15 protein-coding genes are annotated in these 19,351 nt (G+C 51.4%); 12 read left to right on the top strand and 3 right to left on the bottom strand.

Annotated elements, in window-relative coordinates; translation table 11 throughout:
* Window positions 1-55 precede the first annotated feature (55 nt).
* On the bottom strand, window positions 56-1,027 hold the full coding sequence (locus MKX74_RS26255; protein ID WP_341180270.1) for a sugar kinase: 972 nt from the start codon (window positions 1,025-1,027) through the stop codon (window positions 56-58).
* Between the two features lie 302 nt (window positions 1,028-1,329).
* On the opposite strand from MKX74_RS26255, the gene kduI reads away from it, so the two are divergent.
* The 3 genes from kduI (at window position 1,330) to kduD (ending at window position 3,708) form a co-directional block, all read left to right on the top strand.
* Complete coding sequence (gene kduI, locus MKX74_RS26250; protein WP_018883988.1) at window positions 1,330-2,160, top strand: 5-dehydro-4-deoxy-D-glucuronate isomerase; 831 nt, start codon at window positions 1,330-1,332, stop codon at window positions 2,158-2,160.
* 18 nt (window positions 2,161-2,178) lie between these two features.
* Window positions 2,179-2,823, top strand: a complete 645-nt coding sequence (locus tag MKX74_RS26245) for a bifunctional 2-keto-4-hydroxyglutarate aldolase/2-keto-3-deoxy-6-phosphogluconate aldolase (RefSeq protein WP_018883989.1) — start codon at window positions 2,179-2,181, stop codon at window positions 2,821-2,823.
* Between the two features lie 108 nt (window positions 2,824-2,931).
* Window positions 2,932-3,708: a 2-dehydro-3-deoxy-D-gluconate 5-dehydrogenase KduD gene (gene kduD / locus MKX74_RS26240; RefSeq protein WP_341180269.1), complete on the top strand. Its 777-nt coding sequence runs from the start codon at window positions 2,932-2,934 to the stop codon at window positions 3,706-3,708.
* 305 nt (window positions 3,709-4,013) lie between these two features.
* Here the strand turns inward: kduD and MKX74_RS26235 are convergent, their stop codons facing one another.
* Complete coding sequence (locus MKX74_RS26235; protein WP_025679963.1) at window positions 4,014-4,904, bottom strand: LysR family transcriptional regulator; 891 nt, start codon at window positions 4,902-4,904, stop codon at window positions 4,014-4,016.
* A gap of 143 nt (window positions 4,905-5,047) precedes the next feature.
* Between MKX74_RS26235 and MKX74_RS26230 the strand changes: the two genes are divergently transcribed.
* The 4 genes from MKX74_RS26230 (at window position 5,048) to MKX74_RS26215 (ending at window position 10,016) form a co-directional block, all read left to right on the top strand.
* Entirely contained in the window at window positions 5,048-5,788 is a 741-nt protein-coding gene (locus MKX74_RS26230; RefSeq protein WP_025679962.1) for an SDR family NAD(P)-dependent oxidoreductase, read from the top strand.
* Between the two features lie 199 nt (window positions 5,789-5,987).
* Window positions 5,988-7,193 (top strand): CynX/NimT family MFS transporter, encoded by a 1,206-nt coding sequence (locus MKX74_RS26225; protein ID WP_025679961.1) that lies wholly within the window; start codon window positions 5,988-5,990, stop codon window positions 7,191-7,193.
* A gap of 66 nt (window positions 7,194-7,259) precedes the next feature.
* Entirely contained in the window at window positions 7,260-8,411 is a 1,152-nt protein-coding gene (locus tag MKX74_RS26220) for a winged helix-turn-helix domain-containing protein (protein ID WP_341180268.1), read from the top strand.
* Window positions 8,412-8,612: 201 nt separating this feature from the next.
* Window positions 8,613-10,016, top strand: coding sequence for an MFS transporter (locus MKX74_RS26215; RefSeq protein WP_341180267.1), 1,404 nt, complete (start codon window positions 8,613-8,615; stop codon window positions 10,014-10,016).
* A 223-nt stretch (window positions 10,017-10,239) separates the two neighbouring features.
* On the opposite strand, the gene MKX74_RS26210 is transcribed toward MKX74_RS26215, so the two are convergent.
* Complete coding sequence (locus MKX74_RS26210) at window positions 10,240-11,112, bottom strand: GNAT family N-acetyltransferase (RefSeq protein WP_341180266.1); 873 nt, start codon at window positions 11,110-11,112, stop codon at window positions 10,240-10,242.
* A 374-nt stretch (window positions 11,113-11,486) separates the two neighbouring features.
* On the opposite strand from MKX74_RS26210, the gene MKX74_RS26205 reads away from it, so the two are divergent.
* The 5 genes from MKX74_RS26205 (at window position 11,487) to MKX74_RS26185 (ending at window position 19,119) form a co-directional block, all read left to right on the top strand.
* A complete protein-coding gene (locus MKX74_RS26205) occupies window positions 11,487-12,896 on the top strand; it encodes a cytochrome ubiquinol oxidase subunit I (protein WP_018883998.1) in 1,410 nt (469 codons plus the stop codon).
* Complete coding sequence (gene cydB / locus MKX74_RS26200; protein ID WP_341180265.1) at window positions 12,880-13,896, top strand: cytochrome d ubiquinol oxidase subunit II; 1,017 nt, start codon at window positions 12,880-12,882, stop codon at window positions 13,894-13,896. Before MKX74_RS26205 ends, cydB begins: the two co-directional genes overlap by 17 nt.
* On the top strand, window positions 13,896-15,983 hold the full coding sequence (locus tag MKX74_RS26195; protein WP_341180264.1) for an ABC transporter ATP-binding protein/permease: 2,088 nt from the start codon (window positions 13,896-13,898) through the stop codon (window positions 15,981-15,983). The genes cydB and MKX74_RS26195 overlap by 1 nt, the downstream gene beginning before the upstream one ends.
* Window positions 15,980-17,977 (top strand): thiol reductant ABC exporter subunit CydC, encoded by a 1,998-nt coding sequence (gene cydC, locus MKX74_RS26190; protein WP_341180263.1) that lies wholly within the window; start codon window positions 15,980-15,982, stop codon window positions 17,975-17,977. Before MKX74_RS26195 ends, cydC begins: the two co-directional genes overlap by 4 nt.
* A gap of 215 nt (window positions 17,978-18,192) precedes the next feature.
* On the top strand, window positions 18,193-19,119 hold the full coding sequence (locus MKX74_RS26185) for a DUF4180 domain-containing protein (RefSeq protein WP_341180262.1): 927 nt from the start codon (window positions 18,193-18,195) through the stop codon (window positions 19,117-19,119).
* Window positions 19,120-19,351 lie beyond the last annotated feature (232 nt).

The following is a 19,351-nucleotide window of genomic DNA, read 5'->3' as shown; positions in this document are numbered from 1 at the left end:
TTGTTTACTTATGAGTAGCAAATGAGTAGTAAAGTTTACTTATGAAGGACAAAAATTACTTATTACCGACAAAAGTATGTCCCTGCGAATTATAGAACGCTTCCAGACCCTCGCGTGTCGGCAGTCCATCCATATCCCCCGGAGACATGACCGCCAGTGCACCAATGGCATTACCACGGCGTACCGCATCTTCCAATGCCAGATCCTCCAGCAATGCGCTGATGACACCAGTCGCGAATCCGTCACCTGCTCCCACAGTATCGGCTACCTTGTCTACCTTGAAGCCCTTCACGAAGCCAGAGGTCTCTGCAGTTCTGAAATAGGCTCCCTCAGCTCCCATCTTGATGACGACGAGCGATACACCACGATCCAGATAGAAAGCAGCTACAGCTTCAGGATCGGAGTACCCTGTCAGGATCTTCCCTTCGCCGATACCTGGCAGGAACCAGTCGCAATGAGCAGCCAGCTCGTTAATCGTCTTGGCCATCGTCTCGGTATCCGGCCACAGCTTCGGACGCAGATTCGGGTCAAAGGAGATCGTCTTCCCTTGCTTGCGCATGAACTTCATCGCGTGCAGGGCGAATTCATGACAGCTCGCGGAGAGTGCTGGTGAGATACCGGTCATGTGCAAATGACGAGCCGAATTGAAATAATCATCGTTAAAGTGAGCCAGACTCAGCTTGGAGGCGGCTGAATTTTTGCGGAAATATTCTACCGTTGGGTCCCCAGTCTCCACCTTGGATTTCACCAGCATGCCTGTTGGATGTTGGTCTGTAAAATGAACATTCGAAGTATCGATGCCCTCATGCAGCAGTGTATTTTCAATAAATTTACCGAAGCTGTCCTGACCCAGCTGTGTAACCAGGCCGACCTTCTTGCCAAGGCGGGACAGGCCTGATGCTACATTCGTCTCAGCCCCGGCCATCGCCTTGGAGAAAGAATTAATTTCATGTAAAGGACCCACCTCATTGGCATAAAACATGGCCATGGGCTCTCCGAACGTAATGGCATCCAAGGTATTATTCATCCTTATGTTCCTCCTTGATTTAGTTCCAGTTTATTAAACGTAGTAGGGTGTACCTTATTCCTCATGAAAATAACACATAAATCGGTTTTTAACAATAAACGATTCGAGATTGCCTGAAATAAATATAGCACAACGCTCTATTTTCTTTATATTGTAAATAAAACGTTACCATTTCGCCAAAATTGCGTAAATTGTGTAGAATTGCATTGACATTAGTTCTAATTCTAATTAGTATTTGCGGTGTAGACATAATTAAATTAGTAAATAAAGAATAAAATTTTATCTAACGGAGGCTTTGAGACATGGACAAACGTTATTCCACTCATCCCGAGCATGCCAAGACCTTTACCACGGAGGAGCTTCGTGAGCACTATTTGATTCAAGATCTATTCGTAGCTGATGAAGTGAGAGCTTGCTACTCACTGGAGGATCGTCTGATTACTGGCGGTATTCTGCCTGTGAACGGACCAGTCGAGCTGAAGGGCTATGACGAGATTAAAGCTGATTACTTCCTGGAGCGCCGGGAGATTGGTATTTTCAATGTTGGCGGACCTGGTTCGATTCGCGTAGATGGCGAGACTTACCCGATGGTGCTGAAGGATTGCCTGTATGTGGGCCTGGGCAGCAAGGAGCTGATCTTCGAGAGCGAATCCTCCTCCAACCCTGCGAAATTCTATTTCGTATCTGCTAATGCTCATAAGACATATCCGATTCAGAAGCTTGCCTTCTCCGAAGTGCCTGCTGATGACCTCGGCTCTCAAGAGACTGCCAATAGCCGTGTGCTGCGCAAATACATTCACGAGGACGGCATCCAAAGCTGTCAGCTGTGTATGGGGATGACTGCCCTGAATGCAGGCAGCGTGTGGAACTCCATGCCTACACACGTGCATGACCGCCGCACAGAAGTATACTTCTACTTCGAGATGGCTGAGCAAGTTCGTATGTTCCATATGATGGGCGAGCCGACTCAGACGCGCCACATTGTCATGAAGAATGAGGAAGCTGTCATTTCCCCGCCTTGGTCTATCCACTGTGGATCGGCGACAGGTAACTATACCTTCATCTGGGCTATGGCCGGAGAAAACTACACTTACAAGGATATGGACGCTGTAGCCATGGATGAGCTGCGTTAATCCGGGAAGGATGCAACAATGAACAAAATGAGAGTGCTGAACAATCTTCAATCCCTGGGTGTCGTGGCTGTTATTCGTGCCAATGATCCGGATTCTGCCTTCAAGATGTCTGAAGCTTGCATCGAGGGTGGTCTGACCAATATCGAGCTGACGTTCACGACGCCAGAGGCAGATCAGGTCATTCGTAAGCTCAAATCCATATTCAAGGATAAAGCTGTGATCGGTGCAGGAACGGTACTGGACCCGCTCACGGCTCGGATTTCCATTATTGCTGGTGCAGAGTTCGTGGTGAGTCCTTCCTTTGACGAGGAGACTGCCAAGATGTGTAACCTGTACAGCGTGCCTTACATGCCTGGTTGCATGACGCTGAATGAAATGAAGGAAGCCCTGAAGCTGGGCGTGGACGTGCTCAAGCTGTTCCCGGGTAGCGCACTGGGTCCTGATTTTGTAAAAGCGGTCAAAGGTCCAATGCCTCACGTGCAAATCATGCCAACAGGCGGCGTAGACCTGGACAACATTCAAGAGTGGCTGAACAACGGCTGTATCGCTGTCGGCATCGGCGGCAATCTGACGGCTCCGGCCAAGGATGGACGCTACGATCTGATCACCGAGACGGCTGCACAATATGTAGCCAAGGCGCAGCAGGTCATTAGCAAGAAATAGCTTTTATGTGCTGGTAATCAGGCAATATTGCTTTGATTTTGTATAGCGGGCGGGCAGCCGGGAGCGCTGGTGATCCGGTTCGTACATTAATTATTGGGGGAATCCACAATGAGTCTGGAACAATTTTCGTTAGACTTTTTTAGTCTGAAAGGCAAAGTGGCAATCGTGACTGGCGGTAACAGCGGCCTTGGTCAAGGATATGCTGTAGCATTGGCAAAAGCAGGCGCCGAGCTCTTCATCGTTACGTATGATCAGAACTGGGATGAGACGCGCGAATTAATCGAGAAAGCAGGCTCCAAGGTAGCGTTCCATCAAGCTGACCTGACAGACAAGTCCGCTCTGGACGGTGTAGTACAGGCATGTTTGGATGCCTACGGTCGCATTGATGTGCTGGTGAACAACGCGGGTACAATTCGTCGTGCTCCGTTGCTTGAGTATAAGCCAGAGGATTGGGATGCAGTTATGGAGATCAACCTGAACTCCGTATACTTCCTGAGCCAAGCGGTAGCTAGAGTCATGGTTGAGCAGAAGAGCGGGAAGATCATCAACATCGCTTCCATGCTGGCCTTCCAAGGTGGTAAATTCGTTCCTCCTTACACAGCAAGTAAACATGCGGTTGCGGGTATTACCAAAGCCTTCGCTAATGAGCTGGCTGTACACAACGTACAGATCAACGCGATTGCTCCAGGTTATATCGAGACAGCCAACACGGCTCCGATCCGTGCAGACGAAGTGCGTAACCAAGAGATCCTGTCTCGTATTCCTGCGGGTCGCTGGGGAGCTCCATCCGACCTCATGGGCGTCGTAGTATTCCTGGCAAGTCGTGGTTCTGACTACATGAACGGTCACATTCTGGCCATTGATGGCGGCTGGCTCGTTCGTTAATCACGGCTTATATTTTAGTATTAAAAGTAGACATTATAGTAGTATCTATTGAAGCTTTAGAGTGAGTGTACGTTAGCTTTCTATGTGCAGTCTAGCTTTCATGGATGGGGTCCGTGAAGAGGGGTGTTCCTTGGGTAGTTTCTTACCGAAGGCCAGTCCGCGATCGTAACATATAAGGCAAGGTTTGGATGCAAAAAGAGCGAGGTCTGTAGCTGCAATAGCTGCAGACCTTGCCTTTTTGTATGGCCCTCTTCAATAGAGAGTGGGCTAGGTGAGAAGACACGTCGCTAGGACATGAACATTGCTTAATTGCTGGAAGCTGCTGTGAGCGCATGTTTTAAGTGCTGATAGAGCTTTTGGCTCGCCAGTTGGAAGGGATAAGTCGATTCTGTGCATAGAATTCCGAATGCCATTTCGACAAGATGTCCGCTAATGGCCCTGGCGATTGTACCTTTACTGATGGAAGCTACTGTGATTCCCGGAACCAGTGCGATTCCCAGTCCGCTCTCGACGTAAAATTTCAATGCCGTCATGCTCCCGATCTCCATAGTGTCAAGCGTAATATTCTCCTCGTGCAACGCCATTTCCAGCTTTCTGCGGTATGGACAGGTTGCTGCAGTAATGAGCAAACGATGCCCTTGCAAATCTTTCAGGTCTATTATCGTTTTGTGGACCAGCGGATGATCTTCTGGAACAAGCACCACGAATTCTTCGTTGAAGAGTGGCTCAAAGTACAACTCCGATCCCAAGCTAGGTGCTGTACAAAGGGCAAAATCGAGTTCACCTCGAAGTACCTGCTCGCTGAGGTGAGGGGTACTCGAGACCTCGACAGAAATTTTCACTTTGGGAAAGCTGACCATGAAATCCTTCAGAATACCTGGTAAACGGTAGCTGGCTGTGGGCTCCGTGACGCCAAGGCGGATGTGTCCAGATTCTCCATTCTTTAGATCGGAGAGGTTGGATTGGAGCTGTTCCATATTCTTTACAATGTCTCGGCTCTGACTGTAGAATAGCCTACCTGCCTCTGTCAGACGAATTCCTTTCCCACGTTCTATAAGCCGAATGCCCAATTCCGCTTCGAGCTTCTGTATCTGCATGGTAACCGTGGATTGGACATAATTCATTTCTTGGGCAGCGCGGTTGAAGCTTCCAGCCTGTACAATCCTGTGAAAGGTTATTAATTGTTTGAAATCCACCAGTGTCCTCCCCGTTGTGTATGTCTTTATATGATTTTATATGATTCACAAAAAATGAATTTTATGTTCGATTAATTCAATTATACAAATAACTTTGTTGTCTGTACAATAAAGCTCACCGACATTAGGGGAGGGGATTTTGAATGGATTTGCAAAACAAGGTGGCTCTGGTTACGGGCGGCGGGACCGGGATTGGACGGGCGACCAGTCTTGAATTAGCCAGCCGCGGGTCAGCCGTGGTCGTCAATTATTCGCGCTCCGAAGTTGAGGCCATGGAGACGGTACGGAGCATTCTTCATGCTGGAGGGAAGGCGATGGCCATACAGGCTGACGTTACCAAAGATGAGGAAGTCAGAGTAATGGTCGAGAATGTCGTTCAGCAATTCGGCTCCATTGATTTGCTCGTTAATAACGCTAGCATTACCAGTCATATCCCGATGGAGGATTTGGAGTCAGCTACAGAGGAGGTGTGGGACAGTCTATTTGCCGTGAATGTAAAAGGGATGTTTTTCTGTGCGCGTGCAGTTGCCACTCATATGAAACGCAGTAAGCAGGGGGCAATCATCAATCTGGGCAGCATTGCCGGGCAGACCGGGCTAGGCTCCTCGCTTCCCTATGCTGTATCCAAGGCGGCGGTTCATGGGCTGACAAAATCGTTGGCTAAGGCGCTGGCACCTGATATTCGCGTGAACTGTATCGTGCCGGGAGCCGTGGCTACGAGATGGTGGGCGGGGAAGGAAGAGCAGATGCGCCGCCTTGCTCCCCGCCTGCTTTTGCAGCGCATTTCCGAGCCTGAGGATATCGCTGCTATGATCTGCGCAGCTTTGGAGCAGGAGGCCATGACGGGTCAAATGATCACGGTTGACAGTGGACAAACATTGTAAGTCTACATCTAGCTAAGCAATTGCTACAAAAACTTTATGACGTCAGAGATGTCTGCAGCCTTTCCGATAAGGATACATGCATGGTTACGATGAAACTGTCTTCGGAAGTACACGGCTCCTCTTGCTTGTCCATGCTATACTGGGATAGAAGCTTGCTCTATTCAAATAAGTACAAAAGAATTCAAAGGATGATAGACAGATGAAAGCTGGAGTGGAAGAACGAACAGCCCGGACCTCCCGGCAGCAAGCCGGAGCCGGGCTTCTGATAGTCGGAATTATTCTTATTGCTATGAATTTGCGAGCTCCATTCATCTCAGTGGGGCCACTCATCGGGCTGATTAGGGAGTCGCTTGGCTTGTCCAGTGCCATGAGTGGCATGCTGACAACTTTGCCGCTGCTCGCCTTCGCCGTGTTATCTCCGGTTGCACCCCGATTCGCAAAGCGTTATGGCTTATCCAATGTGCTTGGTGCGGCCTTGCTGCTGCTGACCATCGGAATTGGAGTCCGATGGTTGGGCGGCGTGATTCCGTTGTTCGCAGGCACAATTCTTATAGGTGCGGCAATCGCAATATGTAACGTGCTGCTGCCAAGCTTAATCAAGAAGCGCTTTCCCGGGAACACTGGTCTGATGACCGGAGTATACAGTGTGTCCATGAACATCTCGGCTTCCATTGCTTCGGGAATCAGTGTCCCGCTCGCGATGCTGCTTGCTCAGGGCTGGAGTGGCTCACTGGCTATCTGGCTCTGTACAGCGGGGGCAGCTCTCTTGCTATGGGTTCCACAGCTGCAGAGCACCAAGTCCCCTGTAGTACAGATCTCCACTACTCGCAGTGCAGGCATGTGGACGAGTCCTTTAGCCTGGCAGATTACGATTTTTATGGGGCTGCAGTCGATTTTGTATTATGTCTTTGTTGCCTGGTTCCCGGAAATGATGGCCGTGAGAGGGATTTCCTCTTCTGCCGCAGGGTGGATGATGTCATTAATGCAGCTCTCCCAGCTGCCATTGACATTCCTGGTGCCGATATGGGCTGGAAGGATGAAAAATCAGTTACCGCTCGTATGTATAATGAGTCTCTTGTACATAAGTGGACTTAGTGGTCTATGGCTTGGGGGAGACGAATGGATTTTGTTCTCGGTCATTAGCATAGGGATTGCAGGCGGTTCGGCATTCGGGCTTGTCCTGATGTTCTTCACGCTACGCACGCGCACAGCCCAAGAGGCAGCAGAGATCTCGGGCATGGCTCAGTCTGTAGGCTACATGCTCGCAGCTGCTGGTCCTGTCCTGTTCGGATATTTGCACGATATGACCGAGAACTGGTCGGTGCCGCTAATTCTGTTGATAGTCCTGAGTCTCTGCTTACTCATGGTGGGGATAGGAGCTGGCAAGAACCGATATATTCGTTGATACACAGCTGCAAGTCATTTGCCGCTCGATTGGAACAGCAATGGATAGAACTGGAGGCTTGAAGTGATGGCAGTACTCAGCTTCGATCATACACAACGGCGAGTCAGTGACGGGGGGAGTACCGTGGAGCTACTGGCCAAGGAATATGCATTACTGCAATGTCTGTATCGGCACCGCGGGCAGGCTCTGTCACGAGAACAGCTGCTTGATCTGGTATGGGGGCTGGAGAGTCCTGTGGAACGAACGGTGGATGATCATGTGTATCGTCTACGGCGCAAGCTGAAGCGGATCGGCAGCATACAGATCTATACGATCCGGGGCTATGGGTACAGCCTCGCGGTTGACCAGCCAGAGCAGATATCTGTTCCATCCTGGAAGGACCAAGAGATGCAGGACGCTGTCCAACAAATGCTGCGCAAGTATCATTTGTTCGGGCAGGGGCATTCATTGTCGATGCTTGCCGCTCAGCAGCAAGTGCTTGGCGTGGAGATCGACCCCTACTACTTGATGTATATTCATTTTCTGGACGCGGATGCGCTATGGTTTCTGGAGCAGACCCAGCTACCTCCAGAGGAGCGGATGTACTGGATGCTGCTCATCTATGCCGCGACAGCTCCGGCTACTGCTGAAGGGCTGGCGATGGGAGAGCGAGCACTTGCTGATCGCAGGCTGTTTCCCGAGCAGCACCGTGAGCTACGAATATTGAATATTCTTGATTTCTATATTGAATATGGAAGACTTGAAGAGGTGCTTGAACGGCTCAAGGAATCCTATGAGGTTGTTCAGACGGAGCAATTGGATGGATTCCGAATGCCTGTTGCTCTCGTCGAGATGAGCCTGTATCTCGCTCAAGGTGATCTGGTCCGGGTTGCTGCTATAGCTGAGCGCCTGGAGCAACAGCTGCAGGACGCCCCTTACCTGCGTGAATTGGCTGGGTATCGTGTGAACCAGGGACTGTGGCGTCTGTTGGAGGGCCGGGAAGCGGAGGCCGAGGCGCTATTGCAGGAGGGGATGGGTATCTTCGAGATGGCTCGGCAGAGCCTGCTACAGATCAAGGCGGTGTGCAGAATCCAATCTTTTTTGCGGCGCTATGCTCCTCATGAGCGCTTGGAGAAGGTATATGCAGAGCATTATCAGATGCTGGACGCAAAATATAACATCACTGAGCAGCGTCCTCGGCTGGAGCAGTGGTTGAGGACACATTTACGCATGGGCTAGTATCTTGACTAGATCAACTGTACGTATAGAGTTGCTATCCGTTAACCACTGCGCTCTTTAGTTTTTTACCTGAAATCAGTTCTGGCAGGACTGGAGATTTACTTCTGATTGCCATGAATGCCAGATGAGCTATTCCCTCTGATAAACCTCTGACATAACGCAGTTATACTGTCTCTACAGATCAATGAAGAGGTGGAGACTATGCCATTTTTTGCTCGACGAAAAGACACATCAGGACTACTGCGTAATCGCTCCTTCCGCTTGCTATTCTCCGCTCACGCCCTAGCTTCGCTAGGGGAATGGTTCGACGCTATCGCTATTCAGGTGCTGGTTGTCTACCGCTGGGGAGCGGACCCCATGATGATTGCCCTCATTCCGGTGGTGATGGCACTTCCGGGCTTGTTGCTCAGCTCGCTGGCGGGGACGCTGGCTGATCGGCTGCCACAGGCGCGGCTTATGATGCTGAGCGATCTAGCTGCTGCTTGCCTGACGCTCGCAGTGCTGTTCGCTCCAGGAGTAGCCTGGCTGCTACCCCTGCTCGCCCTTCGCGCCTGCGCGTCTGTCTTTCAACTGCCCGCCCAGCAGGGGCTGACCCGGGTCATTGTACCTTCGGACCAATTGCTGCAGGCAGCCTCGTGGAATGGCCTAGTTGGACAGGGGTCCAAGGTGGCTGGTCCCTTGCTCGGAGCGATGCTGCTAGTGTTGCTGTCGCCTCAGCTGTGCATTGCGCTGAATGCGGTGACCCGACTTTGCTCGGCTGCACTGCTGTGGCCGCTGCGCGGACTGTCCAGCAAGCAGGTGATTGCGCCGTCCGGCATGATGACGTCAGATGAAGACAGAGGACAGGGGTATGAACAACCCTTCGGGGAAGGGACATGCATTCAGGAGCAAGGACAGAGCGCCCCTCTTCAAGCTGCCATAGATGCAGACGAATCGACTGGACAGGATGAAGAGGGCTTTCTGGCGCAGTGGCGTGAAGGCTGGGCATATATTGTGAGGACGAAGCGACTGCTGCATACCCTGATCTTCGGCTTGTTCGGCATTATGGCTATCCTGATGATTGATTATCAGTTCGCTACATTGCTGAGAACCATCTATCCAGGGAATGAGTCATTGGTAGGCTGGCTGATCTCGGCGATCGGCATCGGGGCGGTGGCTGTAATCATGGTATTGAACCGGATGAATCATATTGGGGCAGGCTGGGGGCTTGGCGGAGGCTACCTGTGCATTGGCGGTGCTATTGCTGTGTTGGGCGTACTGCCACCTGGTAGTCCGATCTGGCTCCTGCTGGTTGCTGGTGTCCTGATTGGGCTTGGTAACGGACTCTATATGGTGACGCAAAATTACATCCTCCAATCCGAGACGCCAGCTCACCTTGTAGGCAGAATATTTGGAATCCAGAACACCGTGCTAGGCGCCGTGATGATTGGTGCGCCACTAGCTGGGGGTGTACTTATTCAGATGGCAGGGCCGGGTCTATCGTTCTTGGCGATTGGCAGTGTCGTAGGGCTGCTTGGCGTTAGCGGTATGCTGCTTCAGTCCATGATCTGGGGCCATGAGCCGAAGACGGATGCAGGACGTTATGTCGAACGAGGGGAACTGTGAAGGTCTGATTTATTTTGATTGTGATGGGATGGTGTGAACCAGTTGAGGAAGCTGTGCTTCTAAGTGAGTATAGAGCTGCTGTCGGCTAACGACTACGCTCCTCGGGTCATTCAACCTAAAATCAAATTCGGTCAAGGTACTAGCCATTCTGGCTGAGTGAGACCTGCATGAAGCCCCTGATCGTCATATAGATGATCAGGGGCTTATATTTGCTTCTGTATACTCAACCAAGCGCCTGACTAGCGATGGCGAAATAAGTGTCCTGTCTCGGTGGTAGCTGCTCGGAATTCCTGAGCATTACCGGCGGATGAGAAGAGGACTGAAATCCTAGCTGAAGGAGAAGATCGCGCAGCTCCTCCTGTCCCTCAGGAATATCTATTCTCAGAGTGCTGGATGCGTCCTTGGCAAGTGCCTTGATGAGCTGTAATGCCATTGCCGCATTTGTACCCACGATAGGACCTAGTACGAGCTTGTCACTAACCGGTACAGCCATACCGTAGCCGACAAGCGTTCCATCTGACTTCGTTGCGACCATGACCCTGTCAGCCTGCTGTATGCGCGCTTTCATCAACTGCCTCCGATCTGCTCCAATGGAGGACTTGTCCAGCCGCGTCAGTGCAGGAAGCAGCTCCTCAGAGAACGGGACGATGCTATATTCCATTGGGGCTTCGCGCTCCGGTAGTGGAGTGACAGTGCTGTCTCGCAGCAGCTTGTACACGCTGGATACCGTCTGAAAGCCCAGCTTTTTATACAATGGTTCACCTTGCGTGGTAGCGATTAGCATAAGTGGGACGTGCTCAGGGATTGCCTCTATGCAGGCTTGCATCAGACTGGCCCCAAGACCGGCCCCTCTGTATCGTTCATTGACAATGACCAGTCCGATCGAGGCCAGTCGATCTCCATATGGAAGAATGGCCGCACTGGACACAATCTGCCCGCTGGGGTCGCGATGACCGAAGAGGGTACCGACCTTCAGTAAGGTGTGTACCTCCTGCTCGCTATAATCCCACTGTACGTGGGTGGTTAGCTGCAACAGCCCAGTTGTATCTTCTATGCTCAGTTGTTCGAGTGTCAGTTCGGTCAAGTGGGTGCTCAATGTATGTCATCTCCTATCCGGCATGTGGTTATAATTGTATGAAGGAATTTGGTTATCATAAATTATCGTTGCTGCAAGCGCTGAACGCAAGCTATCCTCTTCCTGTTCGTATTACGCTTCATTGATTAGGTGCCCCAAAATACCCGTTTAAAGATTACCCTCTCTGATCACCCTCTCTCTTAGCCATTCAGGCCATTCCAGTACTTCTGTGATCCTACTCACATTTTTTCAATTTCTGTAGCCGATTTTGTGATTATTATCACAAATAAAAAAATAGGCTTCTGACACAATACTTTCAGAACGCATTTCGCGGAAATTGATGTGAATTTTTTCGCAAAATGCAAAAACGTTAAGACGAAAGGAAGGACAAGGTCATGGACCCGTTAATGCTGTCGCGTATCCAGTATGCGTCGACCACGATTTTTCACTTTTTATTTGTACCTGTATCCATTAGCCTGGCACTCTTCATTGCGATTATGGAGACGTTGTATGTCATCAAGGGCAAGCCTGCGTACAAAGCCATGTCCAAGTTCTGGGGCAAGCTGTTCCTGATTAACTTTGCTGTTGGGGTCGTGACGGGAATCCTTCAGGAGTTCCAGTTCGGGATGAACTGGTCGGAATATTCGCGCTTCGTAGGGGACGTATTTGGAGCACCGCTGGCTATAGAGGCACTGCTGGCCTTTTTTCTGGAATCTACCTTCCTTGGCCTCTGGATCTTCGGTTGGGAGCGTCTGTCCAAGAAGCTGCACCTGATGTGCATCTGGCTGGTCTTCATCGGAACGTTGTTCTCGGCGTTCTGGATTCTGGTGGCGAACTCCTTCATGCAGCATCCGGTAGGCTTCCAGATTAATAATGGCCGTGCCGAGATGAACGATTTTCTCGCGTTGATTACGAATGGGCAGGTATTGGTGGAGTTCCCGCATACGATCTTCGGAGCGCTCATGACAGGTGGTGCACTTGTAGCAGGCATTAGCGCATGGAAGATCATGAAGAAGCAGGACGCTCAGCTATTCGGTCATTCCTTTCGGATCGCAGTCATCATGCTCGTCATCTCCTTCTTCGGCGTGGCCTTCTCAGGGCATTTCCAGGCTCAATATCTCGTTAAGACCCAGCCGATGAAGATGGCGGCAAGCGAAGCACTGTGGGGCAAAAGTGGGGACCCCGCGGGCTGGAACGTCATTGCTTTCATTGATCCGGATGAACAAAAGAATAACTGGGAGCTGCAGGTACCGGGGCTGCTAAGTTATCTGTCCTACAGCAAGTTCTCGGGTGAGGTCAAAGGCATCCACGAGCTGCAGGCCGAGTATGTGCAGACTTACGGCGAGGGCAATTACATACCCCCTGTACGCACGACCTTTTGGAGCTTCCGCATTATGATCGCGGCGGGCTGTCTGAGTCTGCTGCTGGGCGGCTACGGCATCTATCTGTCGCTTCGTGGCAAGCTGGAGCAGGCGAAGCCATGGTACTTCAAGATGATGGTATTCGGCATATGTCTGCCATTCATCTCGAATACTTCCGGCTGGATTATGACGGAGATTGGGCGGCAGCCTTGGACGGTCTTCGGATATATGACTACGGAAATGGGCGTATCGCCAAATGTCAGCAGCGGCATGCTGCTCTTCTCCATCATTGCGTTTACAGGAGCGTATGCTGCGCTGGCAGCGATTACGGTGTTTCTGTTCGTGAAATATATCAAAAAAGGGCCGGACTTGAAGAGTGAAGCCGAACAGCCGGTACATGATCCGTTTGGTGTAGAGGGGGGCGCTTATGCTGTCTTTAAATGAGCTGTGGTTCATTCTGGTGGCCGTGCTGTTCATTGGTTTCTTCTTTCTGGAGGGCTTCGATTTCGGGGTAGGCATGTCTACTGCATTGATTGCGAAGACGGACGGGCAGCGTCGTGTGCTGATTAACGCGATTGGTCCGTTCTGGGATGGGAATGAGGTATGGCTGCTCACGGCGGGTGGAGCCATGTTCGCGGCATTCCCGAATTGGTATGCGACGATGTTCAGCGGCTTCTATATTCCGCTCGTCTTCCTGCTGCTGGCCCTGATTGGGCGCGGCGTAGCCTTTGAATTCCGGGGTAAGGTGGATAGTGCACGCTGGCGCAAGAGCTGGGATATTGTGATCTTCATGGGTAGCTTCCTGCCTCCATTCCTGTTGGGTGTTGTATTCGCGACGTTCATGCAGGGGTTGCCCATTGATGGCGACATGCATATGCGAGCAGGATTCTTTGACATTGTGAACCTGTATACCGTAGCTGGCGGAGCAGCGGTAACGTTACTGTGCCTTGTGCATGGCTTGCTGTTCACGACGCTACGCACGATGGATGACCTGCAGGAGCGCGCACGCAAGCTGGCAGGCAAGCTGCTCATTCCGCTAGCGGCACTGCTTCTGATCTTCGCGGTACTAACCTTCCTTTACACAGACGTATTTGCTGCCAGAGGAGGAGTACTCGCTGTAGTTGCCGTGCTGGGTGCAGCTGCTTATGTGCTGGCAGGCTACTTTATTAATCAGGGCCGGGATGGCTGGGCCTTTGCGATGACAGGTACAGTGATTGCGTTAGCTATTGCCTCTGTCTTCATCGGGCTGTTTCCACGGGTCATGGTCAGCTCGCTGGGAAGTATGTACGATCTGACCGTATATAATGCTTCCTCGGGACCGTACTCCTTGAAGGTCATGACCATCGTAGCATGTAGCCTTCTGCCTTTCGTGCTCGGCTACCAAATCTGGAGCTACATTGTATTCCGCAAGCGGGTACATGAGAAAGGGCATTTGGAATACTAATGGGACACGATGTATTGCGTTTGAAGGGTGCGCGGCTCACCTTTGTATGTATTGCCGTATTGATCATCATCCAGTCGCTGGCGATTCTCATGCAGGCCAAATGGCTGTCTGAAGCAGTCGTGGGGCTCTTCGACGGGGAGTCACTACGCCAGCAGCTGGAAAGGATTGATCTGTTCTTGTGTGCCTTCTTGTCCAGGCAGGCAGCAGATGCGGCTGTGCGACGGATTTCATTCGATTTTGCAGAACGCACAGGTTCGAGTCTACGGCGTGAGCTGCTCACACGGTTGTTGCATCAGGGTGCGCGTAGGTCTGCCAAGGAAGGAACAGGTCATTTGGTTACCTTGATTCGGGAGGGAATCGGGCAATATCGTGCCTATGTGGAGAAGACCTTTCCCCGGATGGGAGCTGCGGGGATCACCCCCATTTTCATATTGGTCTATGTATGGATGCAGGATCGCATGTCAGCGGTAATCCTTGCCGTTATGCTTCCATTATTGATCGTGTTCATGATTCTGGTGGGGCTGACGGCAGGGAAGCATACGCGGGATCAGCACAACGTCTATCGCAAGCTGTCGAACCATTTTCTCGATTCGGTCAGAGGATTGGAGACGCTCAAGCTACTGGGCAGATCCAAGAAGCACGCTGCCTCGGTAGAGAGCATCAGTGAGCGCTATCGGCAAGCGACGATGAAGACGCTGAGGCTGGCATTTCTATCCTCCTTCGCGCTTGAATTCTTCACCATGCTGGCGGTCGCCATGATCGCTGTGGGGCTCGGATTGAGACTGGTTAACGGTCAGATGGAGCTGCTGCCTGCTCTCATCGTGTTAATGCTGGCACCGGAATACTTCATGCCTGTGCGTATGATGGGTGCGGATTACCATGCTACGATGGATGGTAAAGAAGCAGGCCGATCCATTCGCAAGCTCATGGATAGCTTGCAGGAGGTGGGTGATTCACCAGATTCTCACCGATCCGCCGAAGACAGCCTGTATGCGAATCTAGCAGAGACGATTCAGCTACAGTCAGAACGGATGTCAGAGAGCTCCTTCTATCCATTAGATGTGGAACAGCCAGATGGTATACGGAACAAGACTTATCCAGATCGTGACTCAGACAGGACTCAGGGAGGGGCGGTATTAGCTTCAGGTCCTCAGGATGAAGAGCTACATCGTGTACACTCTGATGAGGAGCAAGAAGAGCGCGAGGAGCATATGAGATGCAAGGGGTACAGGGAATACGAGGATCAACAAGAACAACAAGAACAAGATAAACATGAAGCTCAGAAAAAGCAGAGGACAGCTCCGCAATCAACCGGGTCCAAGCTTTTGGGCTTAACGATTGAGCTACAGCATGTCTGTGTTCAGCATCAAGATGCTGCTGCCCCTGCGCTGGCTGGAATTACGACCCGTTTGAATGGACCGACGACCATAGGGGTTATAGGCGAGAGCGGAGCGGGCAAGTCGACGCTTATCGCGCTGTTAGGGGGATTCATGACCCCTGACAACGGGAGCGCTATAGCAGAGCTACGCTATGCCAACCGTGGTCGAATCGAGGCAGTTGCTCTATCCGCTCAGGAGTGGAAGCGTCAGGTAGTCTATATTCCGCAGCACCCTTATCTGTTCAGCATGTCATTGGCAGATAATGTACGCTTTTACGCCCCGGATGTAGAGGATGATAGGGTGAAGGAGGCCATTGAAGCAGTCGGCCTTGGGCCGTTTGTAGCCAAACTGCCTGATGGTATGCATACGCTGCTCGGCAGTGGTGGAAGACAGCTCAGTGGCGGTCAGGAACATCGGATTGCGCTGGCTCGGGCCTGGCTGGCTGATCGCCCAGTGTTACTATTAGATGAACCAACTGCACACCTGGACATTGAGACGGAATACGAGCTGAAGCAGATGATGCTACAGCTGTTCGAATCGAAGCTGGTAATCCTGGCTACCCACCGGATGCACTGGATGAATGACATGGAACGGGTGCTCGTCGTCGAGCAGGGCCAGATTGTAGAGGACGGGTCTCCAGCCCAACTGCTGGAGCTTAAGGGAGCGTATTGGCACATGCTTGACGCACAGTGGGAGGGGATCTTATGAAGCAGCATGGAGGATGGTTGAATCCACATGTCGCAGGCCTGAAGTGGCGATTGTCCCTGTCAGCCGTGCTTGGTATATTAACGGCCGCTTGTTCTGTAGCACTGCTATTCACCTCTGGCTACCTTATCTCCAAATCGGCCCTACGCCCGGAAAATATTCTGATGGTCTACGTACCGATTGTCGGTGTCAGAGCCTTCGGTCTGGGTCGCGCTGCCTTACGCTATGCAGAACGGCTCAGCAGCCATGATGCCATCCTGCGCATGCTTGCAGGGATGCGAGTTCGCCTGTACCGTGTGCTGGAGCCACAGGCGCTACAGCTCCGCTCGCGGTTTCGTGCGGGGACGCTACTAGGCTCGCTCGCTGACGATGTGGAGCACTTACAGGATGTATACTTACGAACAGTTCTGCCTTGCATCACTGCATTATTCATGTATGGGGGAGCCGTAGCGTTCCTTGGCTGGTTCGACCTGTATTTTGCTGTATTCATGGGGCTATACACCTTACTGCTCGCTGGGGGGCTCCCCTGGTGGTCATTGAAGAGGACCCGGGATACCCGTATTGCTCATCAAGCACAGCGTTCATCATTGTATAACACGTTGACGGATGGGATGCTGGGATTGACGGATTGGGTCATTAGTGGACGCTCGAAGGAGCTGGTTGAATGCTGCGAGACGGATGAGCGAGCGGCAATGGAGCTGGAGCGCAAGCTGGCGGACTGGGCATCCGTGCGGACCTTTCTGCTGCAGTTGGGTATTGCGGGCTTGATCCTTATGCTGCTCATCTGGAGCGGGCTACGTACCGCTGATGGGCATCTGACGGTGACCTTCATCGCAGCATTCGTATTGATGGTGCTACCGCTAAGCGAGGCGTTCATTCCTTTGCCAGAAGCGGTGGACCGGATTCCGGAATACAAGGAGTCGCTAAGACGACTGAATAACCTCGACTCAGCGAAGACCACAACGTTGCACGAGACCAAGGATACTCTAGTGAATGATGACACGGTCCTGTTTCAACCGATTCATGGACATGAACTCATGTCTGCTTCTAAGCAGGCGAGTGAACAGAATGAGGTGCAGGGTGCGATACAACAGGCTGTGAGTATGGAGCGTCCGCCGCTAGCGCAAGCGTTGGCTGTATCCCTGGAGCATGTCACCTGTGGCTACGAGGACGAGGATGTGATATTGAAGGATATCTCTCTTCAGCTTGAAGAGGGTAGCCGGATCGCCATCCTGGGACGAAGTGGAGCAGGGAAATCTACCTTGCTCAAGGTTATTCTGGGGGCTATATCTCTGCAAGGTGGGCAGGCGAGCCTCTTCGGAAGCCCTGCCGCTCAGGTGGGACGGCCCGAGATGGGAAGGGTAGACGTACTGCAGCAGAAGCCGTATCTGTTCGACACGACGATCGCTAATAACATTCGATTGGGTAGACCGGATGCGACGGATGAAGAGTTGGCTGCAGTCATTCAGCAGGTGCGCCTTGGACCTCTGCTGGACACGCTACCGCTTGGCCTCGATACGCCGATGCTGGAAGCAGGTCAACGTTTCTCCGGTGGAGAACGACAGCGGATTGCGCTGGCTCGTATTTTGCTGCGACAGGCTCCTGTGGTGCTACTGGATGAGCCGACGACGGGGCTTGATCCCAGAACGGAACGCGCTCTGACCGAGACGCTGCTCGATACACTGCAAGGACGTACAGTCATCTGGGTTACTCATCACTTGGGAGCAGCGGCCGCTATGGATCAGGTTGTGTTTCTGGAGGAAGGCTCGATCATGCTGCAGGGCTCTCATCAAGAGCTCCTGAGGCATTCGCCCCGTTATCAGGCGCTATATGAGCTGGATCATCCTTATCGAGACAAGACACGGAGACTGTCGGGAGCTCAAAGTACTGAGGAACCTGAAGCGATCAAGGCCTCTGTGGAACGGAAAGAATCTGGAAAGCATGCGGATCTGACTAGTGAGCAGCTTCGGCAGCCTGGATTCCGTCAGCCTGTATAACGAAGTGTTCCTCCGCCGGGTATGCCAGTTAATCATCGTTCGAATATTCTGTTGAATCTTATATTCTTATATTCTATTTTATAGAGAAGCTGCCAGACCGTATGAGAGACTACGATTTTAACTCATGCTGATCTGGCAGCTTTTCTACATATTTACGTTAATAATAACCTATGTTATTATTAACACAAGTTATCTATAACATTAGAGGTGCGAACATGTCTATACAATATGCGATACTTGGCATTCTCAGCTGGAGGCCTGCTACAGGCTATGAACTAAAAAAGGTATTCGAGGAATCCACCATCCTGTACTGGTCCGGCAACAACAATCAGATCTATAAGTCACTGGTACAGCTGCTAGAGGAGGGCATGGTAACCAACGAAATTCAGCATCAGGAGAACTCTCCCTCCAAGAAAATCTACAGTATTACAGAGAAGGGGCTTGCTGGCTTGAAGGAATGGGCTCTCTCGGAGCCGGAGGTTCCCGATTTCAAGAATGCCTTTCTCGTTCAACTGGCTTGCTCGGATCAGTTAAGCAACGAGGAATTAAAAGAGCTGCTGCTGCAATATAAAGACCGGATTAACGTACAGCTTGTATATCAGCAAGAGAAGATCCGACGCGGGATGTCTTCCCCTCGTCGCAACGCACGCGAGGCTGTGGTGGCAGACAAAATAGCTGACAACCTGCTGTCCTTTTACCGCAATGAGCTTAAATGGGTGCATGAGCTTCAGAGTGAGCTTGAAGAGCTGTACACCAGACAAAAGGAGGAGTCACAGTCCATGAACTATCAAGTAGTACAGAATGGGGAAACAAAATATATCGAAGTGATCTCTGCAGAACCGCCGCTGAGTAAGGAACAGGATGCTGTTGATCTGGTTGCTCTAAGTATGGAGAATGATGTACATCTGATGCTGCTACACAGTCAGGCGTTATCGGAGGATTTTTTCAAGCTCGGCACGGGTGTGGCTGGGGGAATGATTCAGAAGTGGATCAACTATCAGCTTCAGGTGGCCGCAGTCATCCCGGGCGAGCTGATTCATCAGGGCAGATTCAAGGAGATGGCGGTGGAAGCCAATAAGAGCAATCACTTCAGGGTATTTGAAACGAAGGTGGAGGCGGAGCAATGGCTCTTGCGCGGCTAAGGATGAGGATAAACGGCTAGAGTCTAAGCGAAATGTTGAGAGCAGCAGTATGCTGATCCTGCAATAAACGTGAAATTGAAAATTACGCTTGAAGTATACACCTTGTTAGGATGAACTCATAGTTGGAAGTATGAACTGATAAATATAAGAAACGGCCTGTGTCGATAAGCTCGATACAGGCCGTTATGTGTATACTTAGGCTGAGTGTCGTCACTAGCATTACTATATACCT

The sequence above is a fragment of the Paenibacillus sp. FSL K6-1230 genome (assembly GCF_038002385.1).
In the GTDB taxonomy this organism is placed as follows: Bacteria; Bacillota; Bacilli; order Paenibacillales; family Paenibacillaceae; genus Paenibacillus; species Paenibacillus massiliensis.
The sequence above is the reverse complement of the archived record's forward strand: the minus strand, read 5'-3'. Positions and strand labels throughout refer to the sequence as shown.